15 protein-coding genes and 1 tRNA gene are annotated in these 20,041 nt (G+C 42.8%); 9 read left to right on the top strand and 7 right to left on the bottom strand.

Annotated elements, in window-relative coordinates; translation table 11 throughout:
• Positions 1-222: 222 nt before the first annotated feature.
• Positions 223-1,626, bottom strand: a complete 1,404-nt coding sequence (locus ACL6C3_RS01945) for a hypothetical protein (protein WP_413164858.1) — start codon at positions 1,624-1,626, stop codon at positions 223-225.
• A gap of 127 nt (positions 1,627-1,753) precedes the next feature.
• On the opposite strand from ACL6C3_RS01945, the gene ACL6C3_RS01950 reads away from it, so the two are divergent.
• The gene (locus tag ACL6C3_RS01950) at positions 1,754-3,019 is read left to right on the top strand and encodes an IS701 family transposase (protein WP_413168235.1); all 1,266 of its coding nucleotides are present in this window, start codon (positions 1,754-1,756) and stop codon (positions 3,017-3,019) included.
• Positions 3,020-3,026: 7 nt separating this feature from the next.
• On the opposite strand, the gene ACL6C3_RS01955 is transcribed toward ACL6C3_RS01950, so the two are convergent.
• Entirely contained in the window at positions 3,027-4,130 is a 1,104-nt protein-coding gene (locus ACL6C3_RS01955; RefSeq protein WP_413164860.1) for a dynamin family protein, read from the bottom strand.
• 223 nt (positions 4,131-4,353) lie between these two features.
• On the opposite strand from ACL6C3_RS01955, the gene ACL6C3_RS01960 reads away from it, so the two are divergent.
• On the top strand, positions 4,354-4,479 hold the full coding sequence (locus ACL6C3_RS01960) for a hypothetical protein (protein ID WP_413164863.1): 126 nt from the start codon (positions 4,354-4,356) through the stop codon (positions 4,477-4,479).
• Complete coding sequence (locus tag ACL6C3_RS01965; protein ID WP_413164866.1) at positions 4,480-5,628, top strand: hypothetical protein; 1,149 nt, start codon at positions 4,480-4,482, stop codon at positions 5,626-5,628.
• Between the two features lie 344 nt (positions 5,629-5,972).
• Here the strand turns inward: ACL6C3_RS01965 and pyrF are convergent, their stop codons facing one another.
• Both pyrF and tyrS read right to left on the bottom strand, forming a co-directional pair.
• Entirely contained in the window at positions 5,973-6,680 is a 708-nt protein-coding gene (gene pyrF, locus ACL6C3_RS01970) for an orotidine-5'-phosphate decarboxylase (protein WP_413164869.1), read from the bottom strand.
• Entirely contained in the window at positions 6,680-7,933 is a 1,254-nt protein-coding gene (tyrS, locus tag ACL6C3_RS01975; protein ID WP_413164871.1) for a tyrosine--tRNA ligase, read from the bottom strand. Before tyrS ends, pyrF begins: the two co-directional genes overlap by 1 nt.
• Before the next feature lie 440 nt (positions 7,934-8,373).
• On the opposite strand from tyrS, the gene ACL6C3_RS01980 reads away from it, so the two are divergent.
• The 4 genes from ACL6C3_RS01980 (at position 8,374) to folK (ending at position 13,380) form a co-directional block, all read left to right on the top strand.
• A complete protein-coding gene (locus ACL6C3_RS01980; protein ID WP_413168236.1) occupies positions 8,374-10,188 on the top strand; it encodes a transglycosylase domain-containing protein in 1,815 nt (604 codons plus the stop codon).
• 247 nt (positions 10,189-10,435) lie between these two features.
• Positions 10,436-10,666 carry a hypothetical protein gene (locus ACL6C3_RS01985; RefSeq protein WP_413164874.1) on the top strand — a complete coding sequence of 77 codons (231 nt, stop codon included), beginning with the start codon at positions 10,436-10,438 and terminating at the stop codon, positions 10,664-10,666.
• A gap of 317 nt (positions 10,667-10,983) precedes the next feature.
• Positions 10,984-12,831, top strand: coding sequence for an ATP-binding protein (locus ACL6C3_RS01990; protein WP_413164877.1), 1,848 nt, complete (start codon positions 10,984-10,986; stop codon positions 12,829-12,831).
• 24 nt (positions 12,832-12,855) lie between these two features.
• Entirely contained in the window at positions 12,856-13,380 is a 525-nt protein-coding gene (folK, locus tag ACL6C3_RS01995) for a 2-amino-4-hydroxy-6-hydroxymethyldihydropteridine diphosphokinase (protein ID WP_413164879.1), read from the top strand.
• Positions 13,381-13,622: 242 nt separating this feature from the next.
• Here folK and ACL6C3_RS02000 read toward each other — a convergent pair whose 3' ends face one another.
• From ACL6C3_RS02000 to cofG, 3 genes are all read right to left on the bottom strand, one after another.
• The gene (locus ACL6C3_RS02000; protein ID WP_413164882.1) at positions 13,623-15,755 is read right to left on the bottom strand and encodes a hypothetical protein; all 2,133 of its coding nucleotides are present in this window, start codon (positions 15,753-15,755) and stop codon (positions 13,623-13,625) included.
• A 522-nt stretch (positions 15,756-16,277) separates the two neighbouring features.
• Positions 16,278-16,348 (bottom strand) — tRNA-Cys (locus ACL6C3_RS02005).
• A 16-nt stretch (positions 16,349-16,364) separates the two neighbouring features.
• The gene (gene cofG, locus ACL6C3_RS02010) at positions 16,365-17,333 is read right to left on the bottom strand and encodes a 7,8-didemethyl-8-hydroxy-5-deazariboflavin synthase subunit CofG (RefSeq protein ID WP_413164885.1); all 969 of its coding nucleotides are present in this window, start codon (positions 17,331-17,333) and stop codon (positions 16,365-16,367) included.
• A 199-nt stretch (positions 17,334-17,532) separates the two neighbouring features.
• On the opposite strand from cofG, the gene psbA (ACL6C3_RS02015) reads away from it, so the two are divergent.
• Together psbA (ACL6C3_RS02015) and psbA (ACL6C3_RS02020) are read left to right on the top strand one after the other, a co-directional pair.
• A complete protein-coding gene (gene psbA / locus ACL6C3_RS02015) occupies positions 17,533-18,597 on the top strand; it encodes a photosystem II q(b) protein (RefSeq protein ID WP_413164888.1) in 1,065 nt (354 codons plus the stop codon).
• 216 nt (positions 18,598-18,813) lie between these two features.
• On the top strand, positions 18,814-19,878 hold the full coding sequence (gene psbA / locus ACL6C3_RS02020; protein ID WP_413164891.1) for a photosystem II q(b) protein: 1,065 nt from the start codon (positions 18,814-18,816) through the stop codon (positions 19,876-19,878).
• The last annotated feature ends 163 nt before the right edge of the window (positions 19,879-20,041 follow it).

Below are 20,041 nucleotides of genomic sequence, written 5' to 3' on the forward strand. Positions count from 1 at the left end.
ACATCGAAAAAATAATGCTACACCTCAGACGGGGCGGGTTTATATAAGTGGTTTGTGGGAAATCTAAATTTGTTCTGAACCGGCCCCTACAGAATTCTACTAGAAAAACCCGGTAACTAACCGCGAAACCTCAGACGGGGCGGGTTTATATAAGTGGTTGGTGGGAAATCTAAATTTGTTCTGAACCCGCCCCTACAGGACTTACTAGGGTTTTAAAATCTCTCACGGGTTAACTTCTCGAACAATGGCTTCTATTTCCTGTCGAACTTGTTCCAGTCGTTGACGCTGTTGTTCTATCCAAGCTTGATCTTGTTGGCGCTGTTCAAGAGATTCTTGGTGCATTTTTTCATTTTGTTTCAAAAGATTCTCGTAATAAGAAATGATTGCAGTAATCTTTTCATTTGCTTCCTCAACTCTTTCATAAATAGTAGTTCCAATTATTTCATTAATGCCGTCAAATATTTTATCTATAGAATCAACAAAATGCTCCCATCCTTTTTCAAAAACTTTGGATTTAATTTTTGCTTTAACAGATAGTACATTACCTATATTCCATCCAGCAACAGCCCAAGCAATAACAGCAGCTACCGGATTACCTAAGAAAAGTAGCGGAACTAAAACTGCTGTACCCAATTCAGCCCAACCCAATGGGTTATCTATTTTAGATTTTTCATCAAACATATATATAGGAGATTCTTGAGAATTAACTTTTCCTTGATAAATTGAATTTCTAATTTCATCTAAATCTTGTTTGATTGAAAAAATTTCCTGCTCTATTTTTTGATCGATTAGAAGACTGTACTTTGTTAAAATATTAGCTTTCAACTGATTTTCTATCCATCTATTGAGTTCGTCAGAAAGATTAGTTTGAAATTGATTGAAGTAATCTTGAACTAACTTGTCACAACTGAATAACGCCGAATGCTCTGATGACCAACTTTCAGCTTGATTTGCTAAACGATCTCCTAGATTCTCTGCCCATTGATTCCACGAATTATTAACTTCATCAATGACTTCATCTAACAATTGATCTGCAAACAGCTTAATTTTAACGTCTCGCCCACTGGCTTCTCCTATCTTTTCTAAAATTGTCTGACATTCTTCTTCGGATATTTTTAACTTACCATCTAGAATGTTTTCAGTCTCATATAAATTATCCCGTGCAGACTGAATTAATTGATTAACTTCTGTCGTTGCTTTCTTAACCTCCAAAATTCCTCGTTCCTCAGTCAGAAACTTTTCTAGAGATTGGGTAAAATGAGAAAAACTTTGCAGATACTCATTCTCCGTTCCCGCTAAAATTGCATCGAGGGTTGCTTGTGCAGAAATAAAATGAATTCGGTTTTCTCCGCTAATGATGGGATTTTTCCCCATCACCAAATTTTCTATCCGTTTTTGTACCTGCTGACGACTGTTTTCGCTGCGAAGTAAATCCCAGAAATTCACCAACATAAACAAATTATTGGCGGGTTCCTGTTCATTACCATTGAGTTGATTTTTCAGACTTTCAAGTAACTCTCGTTCTCCTTGTGTGAGAGGACGCGAAGCATTCGTTACAAAAATCACAACATCCGTATCTTTTAGCAGTTTTTCAGTGATTTCGGTTCGTTCTGGATGTTCGTTCAACCCCGGAGAATCAACAATTTCAACCCCATACCGACACAACTCTAAGTTAGTGGGACTTAAACGATAAAAAGGGCAAAGATTGTGTATAATCTTGATGTTGCAGGCATTTCACGTTGAGATTACCCTGATGAGAGAAACCAGTCCCTCGGCTATGCCCCCATGTTTTGAGAAATGGTGTCAGCGTTTCGATGATTGCTTCAAAACCAAAGCCCAAAAAACTGGGTTTAGACATTATTTAGGAGGGTTGTTAGGTGAAAGTGAGAGGAAAAACCTCACACAAATGGCAGGTAATGCAGTCGGAGTGGTTTATAATCGATTGCATCATTTTTTAACAGATGCCCCTTGGGATGCTATTGAGGTGAATGAACGTCGTTTACAAGTGATGAATAAATGTTCTCAAACCCGAATTAGTCGAGGTTTTGCACTAATATTAGATGATTCGGGGCATCGCAAGAGTGGTAACTTAACTGACGGAGTAGGAAGGCAGTATCTAGGAGAAATCGGTAAGACAGACAATGGAATAGTTATAGTAACAACTCATCTTTATGATGGCAAGAAAAGCTTACCTTTAGATCTAGAATTATATCAGCACTCCACTTCACTACCCCAGGGGAAAGAAGATGAGAAATTTCAGAAGAAGCCGGAGATAGGGATAGGACTAATTGATCGCAGTTTAGACAGAGGATTTCGTCCAGGAATTGTCTTGATTGATGCAGGTTATGGTAACAATACAACATTTCTCCATCAACTCGAAGACAGGAAACTCAAATACTTAGGAGGAGTCGCCAAAAATCGTAAAGTTCTTATCAAAAATGAGTTAAGTATTGAGAAAGAAATCCGTCTTGATGAGTTGGCTCAAAGCCGATCTCAAGATAATTGGGAGCCTGTAAATCTTCACTGGGGTCAACCAAAAACAGTTTGGGTGGCGATATTTAATGCTCAGTTGTCTCGTTTAGAAGGAGAAAGAACATTTGCTATCGTGATGAATGCAAGTTCTTTTTCAGAAGCAACAGACATCGACTATTTTATTACAAATGTTAACTCACTTCAAGTAACTGCACAGTGGGTAGTAACGACTTACTCTCAGAGAAATTGGGTGGAAGTTTTTTATCGAGAAGCCAAAGGTTGGCTGGGGTTAAGAGAATACCAAGTCAGAGATAAAACAAGTCTTATGCGCCATTTTATTCTGGTATTTTGTGCCTATACTTTTATTCTTTGGCACAAGTTAACAGGAGGATTGCGAAGACGATGGGCTAATCAACCTTTGAACACTTTTACTGAAGCTTTAGAAGCATTTCGTACAGCTATGTCTTTCCGTTTCTTTGATTGGCTGACTAACAATAAAGAGGTGTTTGCTGCTTATAAAGCGAGTTTAGGCTTTATTTGGGCTTGATTTTTGTTTAAGTCCCATTAGGATGCTCAAAAATAATTTCGCTAATTTTACTAACTTCAGAATTCGCCAAACCTTCGGTAATATTTCCCAATGCAGCTTCTTCAGAAATCGCCGCTTTTTCTTGATACTGTTCTAACGGGATTTCTTCTTGTCGTTTATCTTTGTAACAACAAATCACCCGTTTTTGTTCTCCATATCTCAAAACCGTTACCGTTCCGCTACAGGGAATATCTCGAACGGGTTGGATTTCTTCACCCAGTAAAGCATTTAAAATCGTTGACTTTCCTTGACTAAATTCACCCACAACCGCAACTCGAAAACGTTGAGACTGTAGCTTTTTAGAAACTTTGTCAATTTCCTCAATTAAAGACGGAGAAAGAAACTCTCTCTCCGTACAATCCTGTACAATTTGATAAATATCAACACATTTTCGATCAAGCTGGCGTTTGTATTCTTGAAACGCTTGTAACGCCTCATAGGAAATGGTGCGATGCTGTTGACTTTTTTTCTTTTCGGAAACAACCGGAAGAACCGCCAACATTTGACTCGCCGCTTTCACAAACACGCTATCTAAATCGTGAAACCAAACCGGATCGAGTAAAAATCTGACTTTTTCTAAATATTCCTTATCGACAGAAGCGGGATTACTAAACGCCGATTCTAATACCTGTAAATATTGCGGTTCAAGTCCCAAGCGGTTCGCCACAATTTCTAAATATTTTTTCTCTCGTTCATCCATATCTCCATCTGCTGCTGACATTTCATATCCAAAAACAATCATTAACAACTTTTCCGATTCCGAAAAAGAAGCAGTCAGCAACGACCAATCATTAGGATTTTGATAAACCTTTTGTTGACGAACTCCTTTCACCATTAATTTCACCAACTCGCTAACATTTCCCGATGGTGGAAGAAACTGACGCAGAGTAATTTTAAGCCGTTGTATTTCCTCTTGGGTGACTTGTTGATCGACGAATATAACACCCAACAACACGGAGACTAAAGCGGCGAGAAAGACAACGGGAGGGCTGAGATCTTCTTCTTCAAGTTCGTGTCCGGTGATGCGAGATAGTAGATTTACGGTATCGGCGTTAATTAATGACATATCCATGAGTTGTCAATCTCCTATATTTTAGTGATTGATAGGTTTTTATTGAGAACTTCCGTAAAAATACGGAGATGAAAATTCTCTAGCGAAAACTAACTAACAAATCAATTTATTTTGATTCACTACAATTCGAGTTAAAGTAAAATTAGAGTAATGCTTCTACACGAAAATAGTATATCATTCGATTAGAAAGCAGGGTCATTCTTCAATAAAAAAGTTAACCATTATGGAATACATCTTCAGTGCAGGAAGTCAAGCACTTTTAGCCGCAGGTAAACTGGTTCAAGTCACCACAAGTACAGGTCAAGTTTTGCCATTAGTACGAGATCCCGCTACGGGTCGATTTGTATAAATGGCAAAAGGTGCATTCATAAACGACTATCATTTATCACCTTTAATTGGTGGAAATATATTTCAAAATCTCAGGGGTTCTCAACAAATATTAGGACAATTAGACGGTATTAAATCTAGCTTGGGAGTCTTGCAAGCAACAACAGCTTTTATCGGCGTGGGTGTGGCGGCGACGGCTGTACTTTCGGCAGTTAATCTATGGCAAACGTTTAAATTGCGAGAAGACGTTAAACAATTAAAATTAGAACTCCGAGGCGGTTTTCTTGACCTCAAACAAGCCTTAAGAAGCCAGGGCGTTGAAATTGTTCAACATTTGGATCAAGTCGCGGAAGATATCAAATTTGAACAGCATCGCCTGGAATATCTCAAAGCCTATTCGCGGTTTATTCAAGCGACTAAATTAATGAAAACCGCCACGACTATCGAAGATTTAGACGCGAGAAAAGTAGAACTTTCTAACGCCCGTCAAACCCTCGGAGAAGCGTTAGCGATTTATAATAGTCCCCATTTGTTATCAGAAACTTCCGCACCCGGAAAACTGCGAAGACACGAATGTGCTTGGGCGATAGAACAAACAATTTGTCTCACCTATCAACTACAAAATGAACCCAAAGCGTTAAAACAGTCCGTTTCTGATTTACAAGAAAAAATTCGTCAAGATTCCTTAGAAGTGATCGAATGTTGCCAAACCGAAGAAGAATTAGACTTTATATTCCCAGAATTGACCCGCATTCACGACCATGATTTAGCAGCGTTGTCAGCGTGGGAAAATCAAATTGATTGGATAATTAGTTTACCGCCCGAAGATTTAAAACTATTAGCAAGTGCAGATTTTCAAGAGTCCGCCGAAACCCCAGAAACAGAATTAGTTCCTGTTACAGAACCGCCCGAATTCCAATATTATCAGGAGTTAAAACAAAAGTCTCACCCTGCATCTTTACACGATCAACTTTTATTTTTAATGAATCCAGAATTGCGGCGAGAGTCAGAACGTTATGTGAGTGAACACGCAAAAAATGCGGGGTTTAAAACTCTCGTTTCTGCGAATTTACAAAAAGCTTCTCACATGACCGTTGCGAATTTGTATTGGTATTTTAAAGTTCAAGATGAGTCGGAAGATGAACTCAAACCCGCAACCGTTCCCGCTTAATTTTCTTGGGATTGATGCGTTTTGGGGCGGGTTTTGATAGGTTGTCTGTAATAGAAAATCTTCTCGGGGCGGGTTTACGTCAACTGAGATTTCTAACAAATAATATGATATCCGACTCATCAATAATTGTGATGTAGGGGCGGGTTCTGTATTGATTTTGACGACTATTCCGAGGTTGAATTAAACCCGCCCCGCAACCCAAAGAAAATTAATCAACACATTAATAAAAAATCCTCTCGGGGCGGGTTTTGATAAATTGTTTGTAATAGAAAATCCTCTCGGGGCGGGTTTTGATAGGTTGTCTGTGAGATGACATAGATTTAGGCCGAACCCGCCCCTACAATTTAGGATATCTCCTCAAAAATGCGTTGTAAAGCCGCTACGGGGTCCTCTGAGGCGGTGATGGGTCGTCCGATGACCAGGTAATCGGCGCCGGCTTTCAACGCCTGAGACGGGGTAAATGAACGCTGCTGATCGCCTTTTTCCGCCCAAGTCGGACGAACACCCGGACAAACTAACAGAAAATCATCCCCACAAGTTCGCCGCAACTGTTCGACTTCTTGGGGCGAACAAACCGCCCCCGCCAACCCGCTTTCTTGGGCGAGTAACGCCATTTGTAGGGCGTATTCGGGTAACTCCAAGGGGATTTTTAAATCAAAGGCTAATTCGCGAGAATTTAAACTCGTTAATAGGGTAATTGCGATTAAATTTGGCACAGGTTTATCTGCCACTTTTGCCCCATCTTCTAGGGCTTTTTGAGCGGCTTTTAACGCCACTTTTCCGGCTGTTGCGTGAATGGTAATTAAATCCACGCCATACTGAGAAGCCGCCCGACAAGCGCCCGCTACGGTGTTAGGAATATCGTGAAATTTGAGATCGAGAAAAATTCGTTTTTTTCGTTGTTTCAGTTGGGTTAATATTTCCGGTCCGGTACTGACAAACAGTTCTAGACCGACTTTCCAGAAAGAAACTTGGGGCAATTGGTCAATTAAGGCAATCGCTTCTGTAATGGTGGGAACATCGAGGGGAACGATTATTTTTTCTGTATTCATTATCCGACTAACCGCACAAATTTCTTTTTCCCAACTTGCAAAACCCGTCCTTTCAAATCATCTATAGAATCAAAAGTTAGGTTAGCATCGGTGATTTGTTCGCCGTCTAGCCGCACGCCTCCGCCCTGCATTTGTCGTCGGGCTTCGCTGCCACTTTTACACAGTCCGCTGGCGCTGAGAATGTAGAATAATTTTGCCGGAAATTCGATTTCAGCCAGGGAAAATTCGGGAACGGCATCGGCCTGTTTAACGTTACCGCCCGTGAGGTTTAAGGCGGCTTTTTGGGCTTCTAATGCGGCATCTTTGCCGTGATATTGAGAAACCACATCTAAGGCTAATAATTTTTGTCGTTCTCGGGGATTTTCGGGAAGCCCGTCGAGGGGAATTAGGGTGAGGAGTTCAAAATATTGTAGAATTAAATCATCGGGAATTTTTTCCAATTTGGAATACATCGTCAGGGCATCTTCTGACAGTCCGACATAATTTCCCAGAGATTTCGACATTTTCTGAACGCCATCGGTACCGATTAAAATCGGCATTAATAAACCAAATTGAGGTTTTTGTCCGAAATGGCGTTGTAAATCTCGACCGACAGCTAGGTTAAACTTTTGATCGGTGCCTCCGAGTTCGATATCGGCTTCGACGGCAACCGAGTCATAACCTTGCATGAGGGGATAGAGAAATTCGTGTAAATAGATCGGTGCTTCTTTTTCGTAGCGCAACGCAAAGCCTTCTTTGGCTAACATTTGTCCGACCGTCATCGTGGAAAGCAAATCCAAAATTTTAGCCAAATCAAGCCTCGATAGCCATTCGGAATTATAGCGAATTTCTAACCGTCCGGGGGTATCAAAATCGAGGATCGGACGAACTTGATCGAGATAAGTTTGGGCGTTTTGTTGAACTTGTTCGGCGGTGAGTTGTTTGCGAACTTCCGATTTTCCGGTCGGATCGCCAATTCTTGCGGTAAAATCACCAATAATGAGAACAGCGGTGTGTCCGGCATCTTGAAAATCGCGGAGTTTGCGGAAAACAACACTGTGTCCGAGGTGAATATCGGTTCCGGTCGGATCGATCCCGAATTTAACTCGTAAAGGTTGATTGGACTGAGCCAATCGTTGGTTAAAATTGTCATCGGGACTGGTCGAATCGGGTTGTTCGGGAAAAATTTCGCTAACACCTCGTCGCAGTCTCGTCATATTATTATCGAGAGATGCTTCTGTTAATCTCTCTTTCGGAGGTTGACTCAATGCCATAATTTGATGAGGATTTTTATTATTGCAAATATTGGCTAAATTCGGCTAATCTTGATCCGGCGATCTTTCAAGTGTTAATCACTGACTTATATTCATAGAGCATCTTACCATTGTCGGTGTACGATTGGGGAATTCTTGCCAGAGTCGAGACGAACACCAAGCCAGAGAAATAAGTTTTCTGGGTTGGGTTCAACAAAAGTGATCCCACAGCAGCAAAACAATGCTGTATGCTATCACATAGCTAATCGCGATCGCCCTGGCGGAGTGATTCTAACCCGTAACCGATCCCCTGTTGCCTCGTTTTCCTGAAGGGAGTGAAATCTAACGTGTCATCAACTAACGCTATCCACCAAAAACCGGAAGTCAACAACTCAGAAGGTATATTTGACTTCGTGCAGTCGGTTAGCAAGGTCACGGCCGGAACGCTGCTGAGTGTTACCATGTTGGCGAGTTCCGTCGTGGCCGGAGGGCTAGTGGGTTTAGCTGTCAGCTTCCGAAATTTACCGGATGTGCGGGTTCTGCAAAGCTACGCCCCGACAGAAACCACCCACATCTATGATATTCAGGGCAGACCTTTAGCCAGTCTTCACGATGAAGCCAACCGGGAAGTGATCACGCTTGACGAGATCTCACCTCACCTCAAGCGTGCGGTTTTAGCAATTGAAGACAGCAATTTCTACTATCACAAAGGGATTTATCCGACAGGAATTATCCGGGCTTTTGTAGCCAACTTAGAGAGCGGAGAGACGGTAGAGGGGGGTTCAACCCTAACCATGCAGTTGGTGAAAAACCTGTTTCTCTCGCCAAACCGGACGATCAGCCGGAAAGCCGCAGAAGCGGTGATGGCGATTCGTTTAGAACAAATTTTAGCCAAAGACGAGATTTTAGAGCTATATCTCAACCAAGTCTATTGGGGTCATAACCTGTACGGGGTAGAAACCGCTTCTCGGAGTTATTTTAATAAATCGGCTAAAGACCTGACGCTCGCCGAAGCCTCCATGCTGGCGGGTTTAATTCCGGCGCCGGAAGATTTCAGTCCGTTTGTAGACTACAAAAAAGCCAAGCAGAGACAGTCGATCGTTTTGGATCGGATGCGGGAGTTAAAATGGATTACGGCAGAAGAAGAAGCCGAAGCCCGCAAACAGCCGTTGTTGGTGGGAAGAATTACTTCGTTCCGTCAGAGTCAGTTACCCTACGTCACCGAAGCGGTGGTTCAGGAGTTAACCCGCAAGTTTGGCCGGGATGCGGTACTCAAGGGCGGAATGCGGGTACAAACAACCATCGACCTCAACTTCCAACGCATGGCCGAAGATGTGGTGAGCAAATGGCACGAACGCCTGTACTATTGGGGCGTTTACCGCAACTGGAATAACGGTCAAATTGCCCTGGCCGCCGTCGATCCGAGAACCCACTTTGTTAAGGCGATGGTGGGCGGCGCCGACTACAAAACCAGTCAGTACAACCGGGCCATCCAAGCTCAACGTCAACCGGGTTCGGCGTTTAAACCGTTTGTATACTATACCGCCTTTGCGACGGGTAAATATTCCCCCGAATCAACCGTTTATGATACGCCGGTGAGTTATCCCGATGGTTATGGTTACTATTCCCCCCGCAACTACGGGGGCGGCTATTCCGGGGCGGTGAGTGTTCGGGCGGCTTTAGAAAGTTCTCTCAATATTCCGGCGGTGAAATTGGGTCAAGAGGTCGGACTCAATCAAGTGATCGAAGTCTGCCGCATTTTGGGCTTTAAGAGTCCGATGGACCCGGTAATTTCTTTACCCTTGGGTTCGGTGGACGTCACCCCGATGGAAATGGCCGGGGGCTTTGCCACCTTTGCCAATAATGGTTGGCATTCTGACCCGACGTTTATTGTGCAAGTCACCGACAGTCAGGGAAATGTATTGTTGGATAACACGCCCAAACCGAGATTGGTGTTAAATCAGTGGGCGGTGGCTTCCCTCAACAGCGCCATGCAAGGGGTAATCACCGGAGGAACCGGAACCCGAGCGCAAATCGGCCGTCCGGCGGCCGGAAAAACCGGAACCACTTCCTCCGAGCGGGATGTGTGGTTTGTGGGGTATACGCCCCAATTGTCCACCGCCGTCTGGGTCGGGAATGATGATTACACGCCTTTGGCGTCTGGGTCTACCGGAGGAACCACCGTCGCTCCCATTTGGCGAGATTTTATGAGTCGCGCCCTCTCGGGTCAGCCCGCTCAAGGGTTCGATCCTCCCTCCAAGTTTGAACGACCCTAAAAAACTGCCGGTGTTGCGGTTGGGGACGGGCGACGGGTGACAACAACTCAGTTTGGTGGATTGTTGAACCGGCACCGTACAATAGAAATAGGCACGGAATCTGAGGTGGCTCTGTCTTGTTGCGAATAAATGAGGCGCAGTGATCTGGGGTAAAGTTGCCCGCAGTTGCAGGTGCAAATCGCACTCAGCCGTGCTGATTCTCCCTAAAGATTTAGTTAGATTTTGATTGGCTAGGATTTTTGACGTTATGAACCAGCAGAACCCCCTATCTTCCTCCGATGCACCCACGAAAGTTGAAGTTTCAATAAAAATAGACCCAGAGCTACTCGATCAGATTAAGCATCTGACTAACGACCCGAGCAAGGTGATCGAAACCGCTTTGCGTCAGTGGCTTAGAGGTGAACGCCCCGAAGATGAATTGGCTTTGACACTCCAGCGAAATCCTCCGGTTCCCCCTCGGGGTGAGTGGAATGACTAAGCTTTTGAGATGGCTCCCCATTCTATCCGATGGGATAGGGCGGGAAGTCCTGTTTTCTTGGTGTTAGTCACCTCTGTCACCCCATTAACACTCTAAACTGAAGACTAAAAGGAGAGAAGTTTGATTACTAATCAACCCAACAATCGATCCGGGATCGAGAATCAAAAGCTAGAATCAAAGGTTAGTAGTCAAAAGTTCCTCTTTTTTAGCTCAGTTAGTCGGTCTGACGCTCTAAAATGCTCAGATTTTTTGAGTCGGAGGTGCGGCTTAACTTTTCTAAATTGCGTTGAGGTAAAGGTTCCCTGTCGCGAACGCTGATGAACTCCAATACAAACTTTCAGCTTTCAAACTCATTTCCTGCCGACATTTGGCGAGAGTTGGGGGCTGATTTAGTATTTATTCAGGATGCCACCGGTAAGTATTTGTCGTTCTATTGGCAACAGAGCGAATCTTACGATCTTGATGCTGACCAAGTTGTGGGCCTTCACATGGGGGAAACCTTTGGGCCTGCTTTGTTGGAACCTTATCTAGAACGAATTCAACGGGTTCTCGAAAGTTCCATTCCAGAGCGATTTAGTTATCCCTTCGTTTATCAAGATCATTACATACCCTTTGAATTGGTGATCAGTCCGATTTTGACCCCCAAAGGTAAAGCAACTCGGGTGTTGGTGATGGGTCGGGGTCTCGAAGCCAGCGAGATGAATTCCGAGGCTGACCTCGAAGAAATTATTGCTTATCGATCTTTACCTTCTAACTTTGATATCCAGCAAAAAATGCTGGTCCAAATTGCCGGAACTATTTGTCGGACGGTTCCTCCGAGTTCTCAAATTTATCAAACCCTTCTCAGTCAAATTACCCAAAAAATTCGCCGCACCCTCGATCTCAAGCAAATTTGGCAACAAACGGTGACGAGTCTGGGTCAGGTTTTGCGCGTTAACCGCTGTATTATTTGCCCCTACAAACCCGATCAGGCTCATGGTGATGTTCGCTTCCAGCACAGCCAAGTTGTCGCTGAATATCTGCAAGACCCCTATGAAAGTATGTTGGGCTTGGAAACTTCTATTAGTCACGAGTGGGGTTGGAGTCAAGCCCTGGCGACTTTGGAACCCATCGCCCTCGAACGCACTTCAGCAGCAGAAGACCTCTACAGACGTCATTCGGTTTTGGTGGTGGCGACTTCTTACCTCGATCAGCCTAATGGTGTAATTCGCCCCAATGGGTTGATCGCTCTCCACCAATGCGATCGCTTTCGTCAGTGGACGCTCGCTGAAATTGATTTTGTTCGGGAACTGGCGACTCATGTCGGAACCGCGATCGCCCACGCGACTTTATATCAAGAACTTGAAGAAGCCCGAGCGGAAGCCGAAGCCTCTTCGCGTCTCAAAAGTGAATTTTTGGCGAATACTTCTCACGAACTGCGGACCCCGCTCAATGGTATTATTGGCTTTCTCAAACTGGTTATTGATGGGATGGTTGACGACCCCGAAGAAGAACGAGAGTTTGTTCAAGAAGGTCATCGCGCCGCTTTACATTTGCTCAATTTGATTAACGATGTTTTAGATATTGCCAAGATTGAAGCCGGGAAAATGGAAATAGATTTGGCTTTGGTCAAGGTGAATGAACTGTTAAAAGAAGTCGAACAGTTTACTAAAACTCAAGTTCAACAAAAGGGATTGAATTTCTCGATACACGAACATTCTTACTCGAAAAGTTTGATTGTTTATGCCAACTATCAACGCCTGCTTCAAGTGATGCTTAACTTGGTCGGAAATGCAATTAAGTTTACTCACGAAGGGGGTGTGAGTATTAGTTTGGGAGTTCTTTATCAAAAAGTTATTGTTCATAATCAAGAATTTCCGGGTTTTGTAGAATTTCGAGTCACCGATACCGGTATTGGTGTACCTTTAGAAAAGCAAGATCGCCTTTTTAAAGCTTTTTCTCAGGTCGATGCCGGATATACTAAACAATATGGCGGTACCGGTTTGGGATTGGTGATTTCTCAGAAGTTGGTACAAGCGATGGGAGGTTATGTTAAGTTCTACAGTCTGGGGGAAGGTTTGGGTTCAACTGTTACTTTTACGGTTCCTTTGTATCAAGATCCTGGACAGAATAAAGCAGATAATAATCAGCTTTTATTTGATCAAGCCCCTAATTCTACATCTTAATTTATTTGATCTTTAATTGTTAATATGAACTCTGCACAAGTGGCAATTGCTCTCGGGAGTAATTTAGGAGACTCCCTGGCTACTGTTAAAATGGCTTTAGAACTCTTGGATAATCGCCCCGGTATTGCGGTAAAATCTTGTTCGAGTTGGTATCAAACCGCCCCGGTTGGACCGCCTCAGCCCAATTATATTAATGGTTGTGCGATATTAACGGTGGAAAACACCCAAGAAACTCCCGCTCAAACCGCAGAAATGTTCATGCAAATTCTGCTTAATGTAGAAGCCCAATTTGGGCGAGTTCGTCGCGAACGTTGGGGACCCAGAACTTTAGATTTAGATTTGCTGCTTTTTGATGATTTGATTCTGCAAACACCAACCTTAGAAATTCCCCATCCGCGAATGCGAGAGCGGGCTTTTGTGTTGGTTCCCCTCGCTGAAATTGCACCCCATTGGATCGATCCGGTGAGCGGAAAAGATATCTCTCAATTAGTTGAATCTTTAGACTGTTCCGGCGTCTATACCCTGTCTCATTCAATAATTGATAATTAATAATGGATAATGGATAATTACCTCGACCATTACGAAGAGGATTGATAGAGAGGAAATAATGGATAATGGATAAGGAGAGGTCTTCAACCTGATTAATTAATGATCAATTATCAATTTTCAATTATCCATTGATAAATTTTCGATAATTTCCTGAAGTTTTAGGACGAGCATAATTTTACCTGTTAAATTGATTGAGAGTCGGCTAAAAAGCGATCAGTTCCTATTTAAAGATAATCTAATCATCACGAAGTCGAAAAATGAATCATATCTTTTGTATAGGATAAATTATTCGCAAGTTCTAAAGTAATGGGAAGTTTAGTCGCTTGAAAAATATTCACCGAGTAACAGTGAGTTAACCAGTAGATTTCTTCGGTTAATTGTTGGATGTTTTTATTTCCAGATATTTTTTTGATGCGAATGGGTTCGGGTGCGGTATTTTTAGACAAAGATTGATCGTTTGTCACCAGATAAGAAAGATCATCATCTAGAAAAATAGAATGTCCTTCAAAGCTATCCAGATATCTGTCTTTTCCATTTACAGTTGACTTAAAGCCAATTACTGGATTACCACTTTTAACAATTTCAACCAAGTTAAAGTTTGCAACTCCTAATTCTTGTAAAATTGTTTGAACCCGATCTTTTTCAGAAAAAATACCATCTCGATGAAGGGTTAAGTTTAGATTTTCCCGATTGATTTTATTCCGAACCTTTTTCAATAATCCTCGCAGACATTTTTCTAAAACTTCATCTGAAATTTGCTCTTTTAGCCGGAGATGATTTTGACGGTACGAGTCAATAAATAAACCTTGATTATCAACCGCAACAAAAGTGAGTTTAGACTGCTTTTTCTTGCTGTCATGTCCCAAGTCAATACCAATAAAAATATGATCGGTATCCTCCGGGTCTATTTGATCAATTTTCCAGGGGATTGCTTCGCGTTTGCATCCCAAGTTCAGCAAAGCGTTAGCAACGGTAAATTCATCTTGAATCTCATTAATAATTCTAAAAACTATTCTTTCGTCTTTTAACTGTTGTTTCAGTTCTTGATTAACTTTGTTAATTTTTTCGGAGGTTGCAAATGAAAGACGTTTGGCTGAGGGTTTGACTAAAACACACAAATAACAAAGGTCTGGATCGATCTGTTCTAACCCGTTAAAATTGTTATAGTCAAAAATAATTATATCTTTTTTCTCTACTTTGGCAACCGCTTCTTTATACAAAAAATCAAGTCTTTTGTTCACTTGTTCGGCGACCCGATTTAATTGATAGTTTTCCAGAGTATTTTGTGGAATTATGACTCCAACTTGTAAATGAATTGGCTTTTGCAAAACACCCGCATGGTATAAACCTTTTTGTGCGGTGTAAAAGGTTTTTCCCTCCGAACAAACAAACTTTTTATGTCGGTGAATAATCTTTTGACAATATGAAAGATTGTTTAAACTCTCAAAATTAATCGCAGAAGGCTTAAACTTTCCCAGGGTTTTGAGTTCTTCTATTAACTCAACGGTCTGACCGAGATTTGTTTGTTCAAAGTAAAACTTTTCTTGAGAAAATCGGTAGTTATTAAACTGTCGATCTGCGGCTTGGGATGTATTAAAGGTCAAATAACAGTTTTCAATAAAATTAACTTCTGATTTCGTTTTAACCCTCTTAGATAATTGACTTCCGGTAACAATATTCACGATTCGGTTTTGTTTATGATCGATGGGTTCGTTCAGGTCTAAATCTGCAATTGAATGATAACTTCTTGAAAAATGAGTAAATTTGAAATTAACCCAAGTTTGACTTCCATTAGACTCTGTAGAAAACTCAATCCCTTTTTTCACAACCAATTGACATTCATTATCTGAAATTTGTCGATTTTTTAAAATTAGAGACGTTTTATTTTTGAGTTCAATGTTATTTTGTCGGTAAAAGCTATCACGAATTGATTCTGTAATGGCTTGAGAAAGTTCTTCAGTGTTGGGTGCAGCTTGAGAGTTCATAAAGTTTTCTTCAACTAAAGTCGCCGTCATAAAAGGCTGAAACTTAGTCATTGAAGAAAAATTTCCTATATCAATTAATTGACTCCGCTTTCTATTCCCCACATTGAACTGTTTAAACCAAAATTCAAGTTCGGATTGATCGGTTAACGTTTGATAAGGCTGGAGGTATAATCTGTATTTATTTTCTTCTGTACTCTCAACATCGTGAACTAGAAAAAAAGATAAACGTAGATCATTAGAACTTTCTTGTTTCCACACCAGATATCTACAATCATCAATTTGAAAACCGTTGCAGCTAACATACTTTAAATCTACCTTATAAAAGTCTTGAATCTCATAAAAACATTTGGGAACGTAAAGAACCAATTTTTTAGAAGTCAGAAAAAACATGATTTAAAACTCATGGTCATCGGTAATAAGGAGATGAATAGAGAACACAATTTTAAAATCAATCTTATTTTTTTCGCTGGCGTTGGCTTGACTTCTCTTGAATAGCTGGGGAAGTCAGTTAAAAACCGCCAGAGGTCAACGAATGACGGCTTTGGCGAGGAAGTCATTTAAAACTCTACTTGTAAGCTTATACTAATCGCCTCGGAAGGGGAACAGTAGACCTACTGAACTTTTATAATTTTATCTGTATTCCCTCTCCGAGTATTTTCCGTAATTTTACGGTTTAATTAATGCTTGGAAAAGCGATTAAAAAAACGGAGTGAATATAACTTCTACTCCCGAATAAATTGGGGAGAATGATCAATTAACAAACTGAAAAGTGGAAAAGTAGGCGATCGCGATCAAAAGTATGACCAATATTTACAACTTCACACAGATATAGCAGTATCAGAGAATGCGATCACCATTTCCCATAACGACATTAATCTGTTAATGACGACAAATAATGTGTTATTCAACTAAAGGCGGCACCCGGATTTGAACCGGGGGTGGAGATTTTGCAGACCTCTGCCTTACCGCTTGGCTATGCCGCCGTATCACGAATTTTTATTATACCAGAGAGGTGCTTGAACTGGCAACCTCTAAATTCTCAATCGCCCTTTTTAATTTGGCGGGCAACCCCGGAATATACTGAGGATAGACGGGTAAGCGTTTTTGCAGTTGCCAACCCCTAGCTTGGAGAATCTTCGCCAGCGCTTGAACATCCGGGTGAGGATAATCGGGATTAACTTCATCATGGGGACTGATACCGCCCAAATCCCTGGCTCCGGCAGTGATACATTTCATTAATATATCGGGATGAGTGACTAAATTCGGGGGAATTTGTAGGCTAATCTCGTTGGCAAGCAACGAACGGGCGATCGCGACGACTTCGGGGAGTTGATGAAGATTAAACGCTTCACCGGGCGACATTTGCTGAGAACCGGGGCTGTGAGGTTGTAGAATCACTTCTTGAATATGTCCCCAACGCTGGTGAACTCCGGCGATCGCTTCTAAGGTTTCCCGCCAGTCGCTCTCATTTTCCCCAATTCCCAATAACAAACCGGTTGTAAAGGGAATTTGTAACTCTCCGGCCCATTCTAACTGTTGTAACCGCAGTTGAGGAACTTTACTGGGGGCGTGGCGGTGGACGGTTTCGAGGAGTTTGGGGGTCAGTTGTTCCAACATTAACCCCATCGACACATTAACCTGTTTGAGTTGTGCCATTTCATCATAGAGCAATAGCCCGGCGTTGGTGTGGGGTAAAAACCCCATCGACAGGGCGAGTTGACAAAGTTGATCAATGCGTTGAAACCAAGCCGGACGTTGGGGACTGTGAGGGTGAACTTCTCCACTTAAGATTAAAATCTCAATCACCCCCCGATCTTTAAGAGAGTTTAAGATTTGTTCGGCTTGCGTCAAACTCAACCCAGGACGGGTTCCCGGTTCCTCTCGGAAATTACAGTAATGACACCGATTAAAACATTCGTAGGTGGGAACGAGAGTATAAGCCGGACTGTAGGTAATTGTAGAAGACATGGTTCGAGGACTCAACAGACTGCCACATCTACTTTACAACCCCCTCAACCGCAAATCATTAGTTTTGTTTATAACTTAGTTAAGTAAAGTTTCTGAAAAAACCCTTTACAAAACTTCATTGACCGTGCCATACTGTAATCACGGTAGAGAAATCACTACCGACGAACCTTGAAAACCATATAGCAATCATACCTAAGATATGACAACTACCTTACAGCAGCGCGAAAGCGCCAACCTGTGGGATCAGTTCTGTAACTGGGTAACATCCACCAACAACCGGATTTACATCGGTTGGTTCGGTGTACTGATGATCCCGACCCTGTTAACAGCAACTATCTGCTACATCATCGCCTTCGTAGCAGCCCCCCCCGTAGACATCGACGGTATCCGCGAACCCGTAGCCGGTTCTTTAATGTACGGAAACAACATCATCTCTGGTGCTGTTGTACCTTCTTCTAACGCAATCGGTCTGCACTTCTACCCCATCTGGGAAGCTGCTTCCTTAGATGAGTGGTTGTACAACGGTGGCCCTTACCAGTTGGTAATCTTCCACTTCCTGATCGGCGTATTCTGCTACATGGGTCGTGAGTGGGAATTATCCTACCGTTTAGGAATGCGTCCTTGGATCTGTGTTGCATACTCTGCACCCGTTGCAGCAGCAACCGCAGTATTCCTGATCTACCCGATCGGACAAGGAAGCTTCTCTGATGGTATGCCCCTGGGAATCAGCGGAACCTTCAACTTCATGTTGGTATTCCAAGCTGAACACAACATCTTGATGCACCCCTTCCATATGTTGGGTGTAGCAGGTGTATTCGGTGGCGCACTGTTCAGTGCAATGCACGGTTCTTTGGTAACTTCCTCCTTGGTACGTGAAACTACCGAAACCGAATCTCAAAACTACGGTTACAAGTTCGGTCAAGAAGAAGAAACCTACAACATCGTTGCAGCACACGGCTACTTCGGTCGTTTGATCTTCCAATACGCTAGCTTCAACAACTCTCGCGCACTGCACTTCTTCTTAGGTGCATGGCCCGTAGTTGGAATCTGGTTTACTGCTTTAGGTGTATCCACCATGGCATTCAACCTGAACGGATTCAACTTCAACCAATCCGTAATCGATTCTAGCGGTCGCGTAATCAACACTTGGGCTGACGTGATCAACCGCGCTAACCTGGGTATGGAAGTAATGCACGAGCGCAACGCTCACAACTTCCCCTTAGACTTGGCTTCTGTTGAGTCCGCTCCGGTTATCAACGGCTAATTCTTTAGCTTAACCTAAAAAACGCTCTCCAACCGGGGGGCGTTTTTTGTTGGTTGAATATATTAGTTTTATTTATAGTTTAGCTAAGTAAACTTTATAACAATTATAGTAATAGCCTTGACAAGCTATTTAACTATGTAGTTATATATTGATATTAATAAGCAGTAAAACCATCGCTGCTCATAAACCTTAAAAATCACATCGCAATCATAGGATATGACAACAACCTTACAACAGCGCGATCGCGCCAACCTCTGGGATAAGTTCTGCAACTGGGTAACATCCACCAGCAACCGCTTTTACATCGGGTGGTTCGGCGTGTTGATGATCCCTACCCTGTTGACTGCAACCATCTGCTTTATCATCGCTTTCGTCGCCGCTCCCCCCGTTGACATCGACGGTATCCGCGAACCGGTTTCCGGTTCCCTGCTGTACGGAAACAACATTATCAGCGCTGCCGTTGTTCCTTCTTCCAACGCCATCGGTTTGCACTTTTACCCCGTATGGGAAGCCGCTTCTGTGGATGAGTGGCTGTACAACGGTGGCCCCTACCAGTTGATCGTTTTTCACTTTTTGATCGGTATTTTCTGCTATATGGGTCGGGAGTGGGAACTGTCCTACCGTTTAGGAATGCGTCCCTGGATCGCCGTTGCCTACAGCGCTCCCGTGGCTGCTGCGACTGCGGTACTGCTGGTTTATTCCATCGGTCAAGGTTCTTTTTCCGACGGTTTACCCCTGGGAATTTCCGGCACCTTTAACTTTATGTTTGTTCTGCAAGCGGAACACAACGTTTTAATGCACCCCCTGCATATGCTCGGCGTGGTCGGTGTTTTTGGCGGAGCGTTGTTCAGTGCAATGCACGGAAGTTTGGTAACATCTTCTTTAATTCGCGAAACCACCGAAAACGAATCTCAAAACTGCGGTTACAAGTTCGGTCAAGAGGAAGAAACCTATAATATTGTTGCGGCTCACGGTTACTTCGGACGTTTGATTTTCCAATATGCCAGCTTCAACAACTCCCGCGCACTGCACTTCTTCTTGGGTGCGTGGCCTGTAGTTGGCATCTGGTGCGCGTCTCTGGCGGTTGCCTGCTTCGCCTTCAATTTGAACGGTTTCAACTTTAACGAATCTGTTCTTGATGCTAGTGGACGGGTGATTAATACCTGGGCTGATGTGATCAACCATGCCAACTTGGGTATTGAAGCGATGCACGAACGCAATGTTCACAACTTCCCCTTAGATTTGGCTGCTGTTGAATCTGCTCCCGTTATCAAAGGCTAATTCTTAGCTAAATAGTCAAAACGCTCTCCTTTGGGGGGCGTTTTTTTGTGCTTAAGCTGTGCGTCATTTTAACCGATTATCAATCCGAGGGACATCCTTTTAGTAAGACTATTTGTCACTACTTATACTCAATCTAAATGCGTGCATACCTAATCTAAATGTG

The organism is Capilliphycus salinus ALCB114379, from assembly GCF_047276495.1.
In the GTDB taxonomy this organism is placed as follows: Bacteria; Cyanobacteriota; Cyanobacteriia; order Cyanobacteriales; family Microcoleaceae; genus Capilliphycus; species Capilliphycus salinus.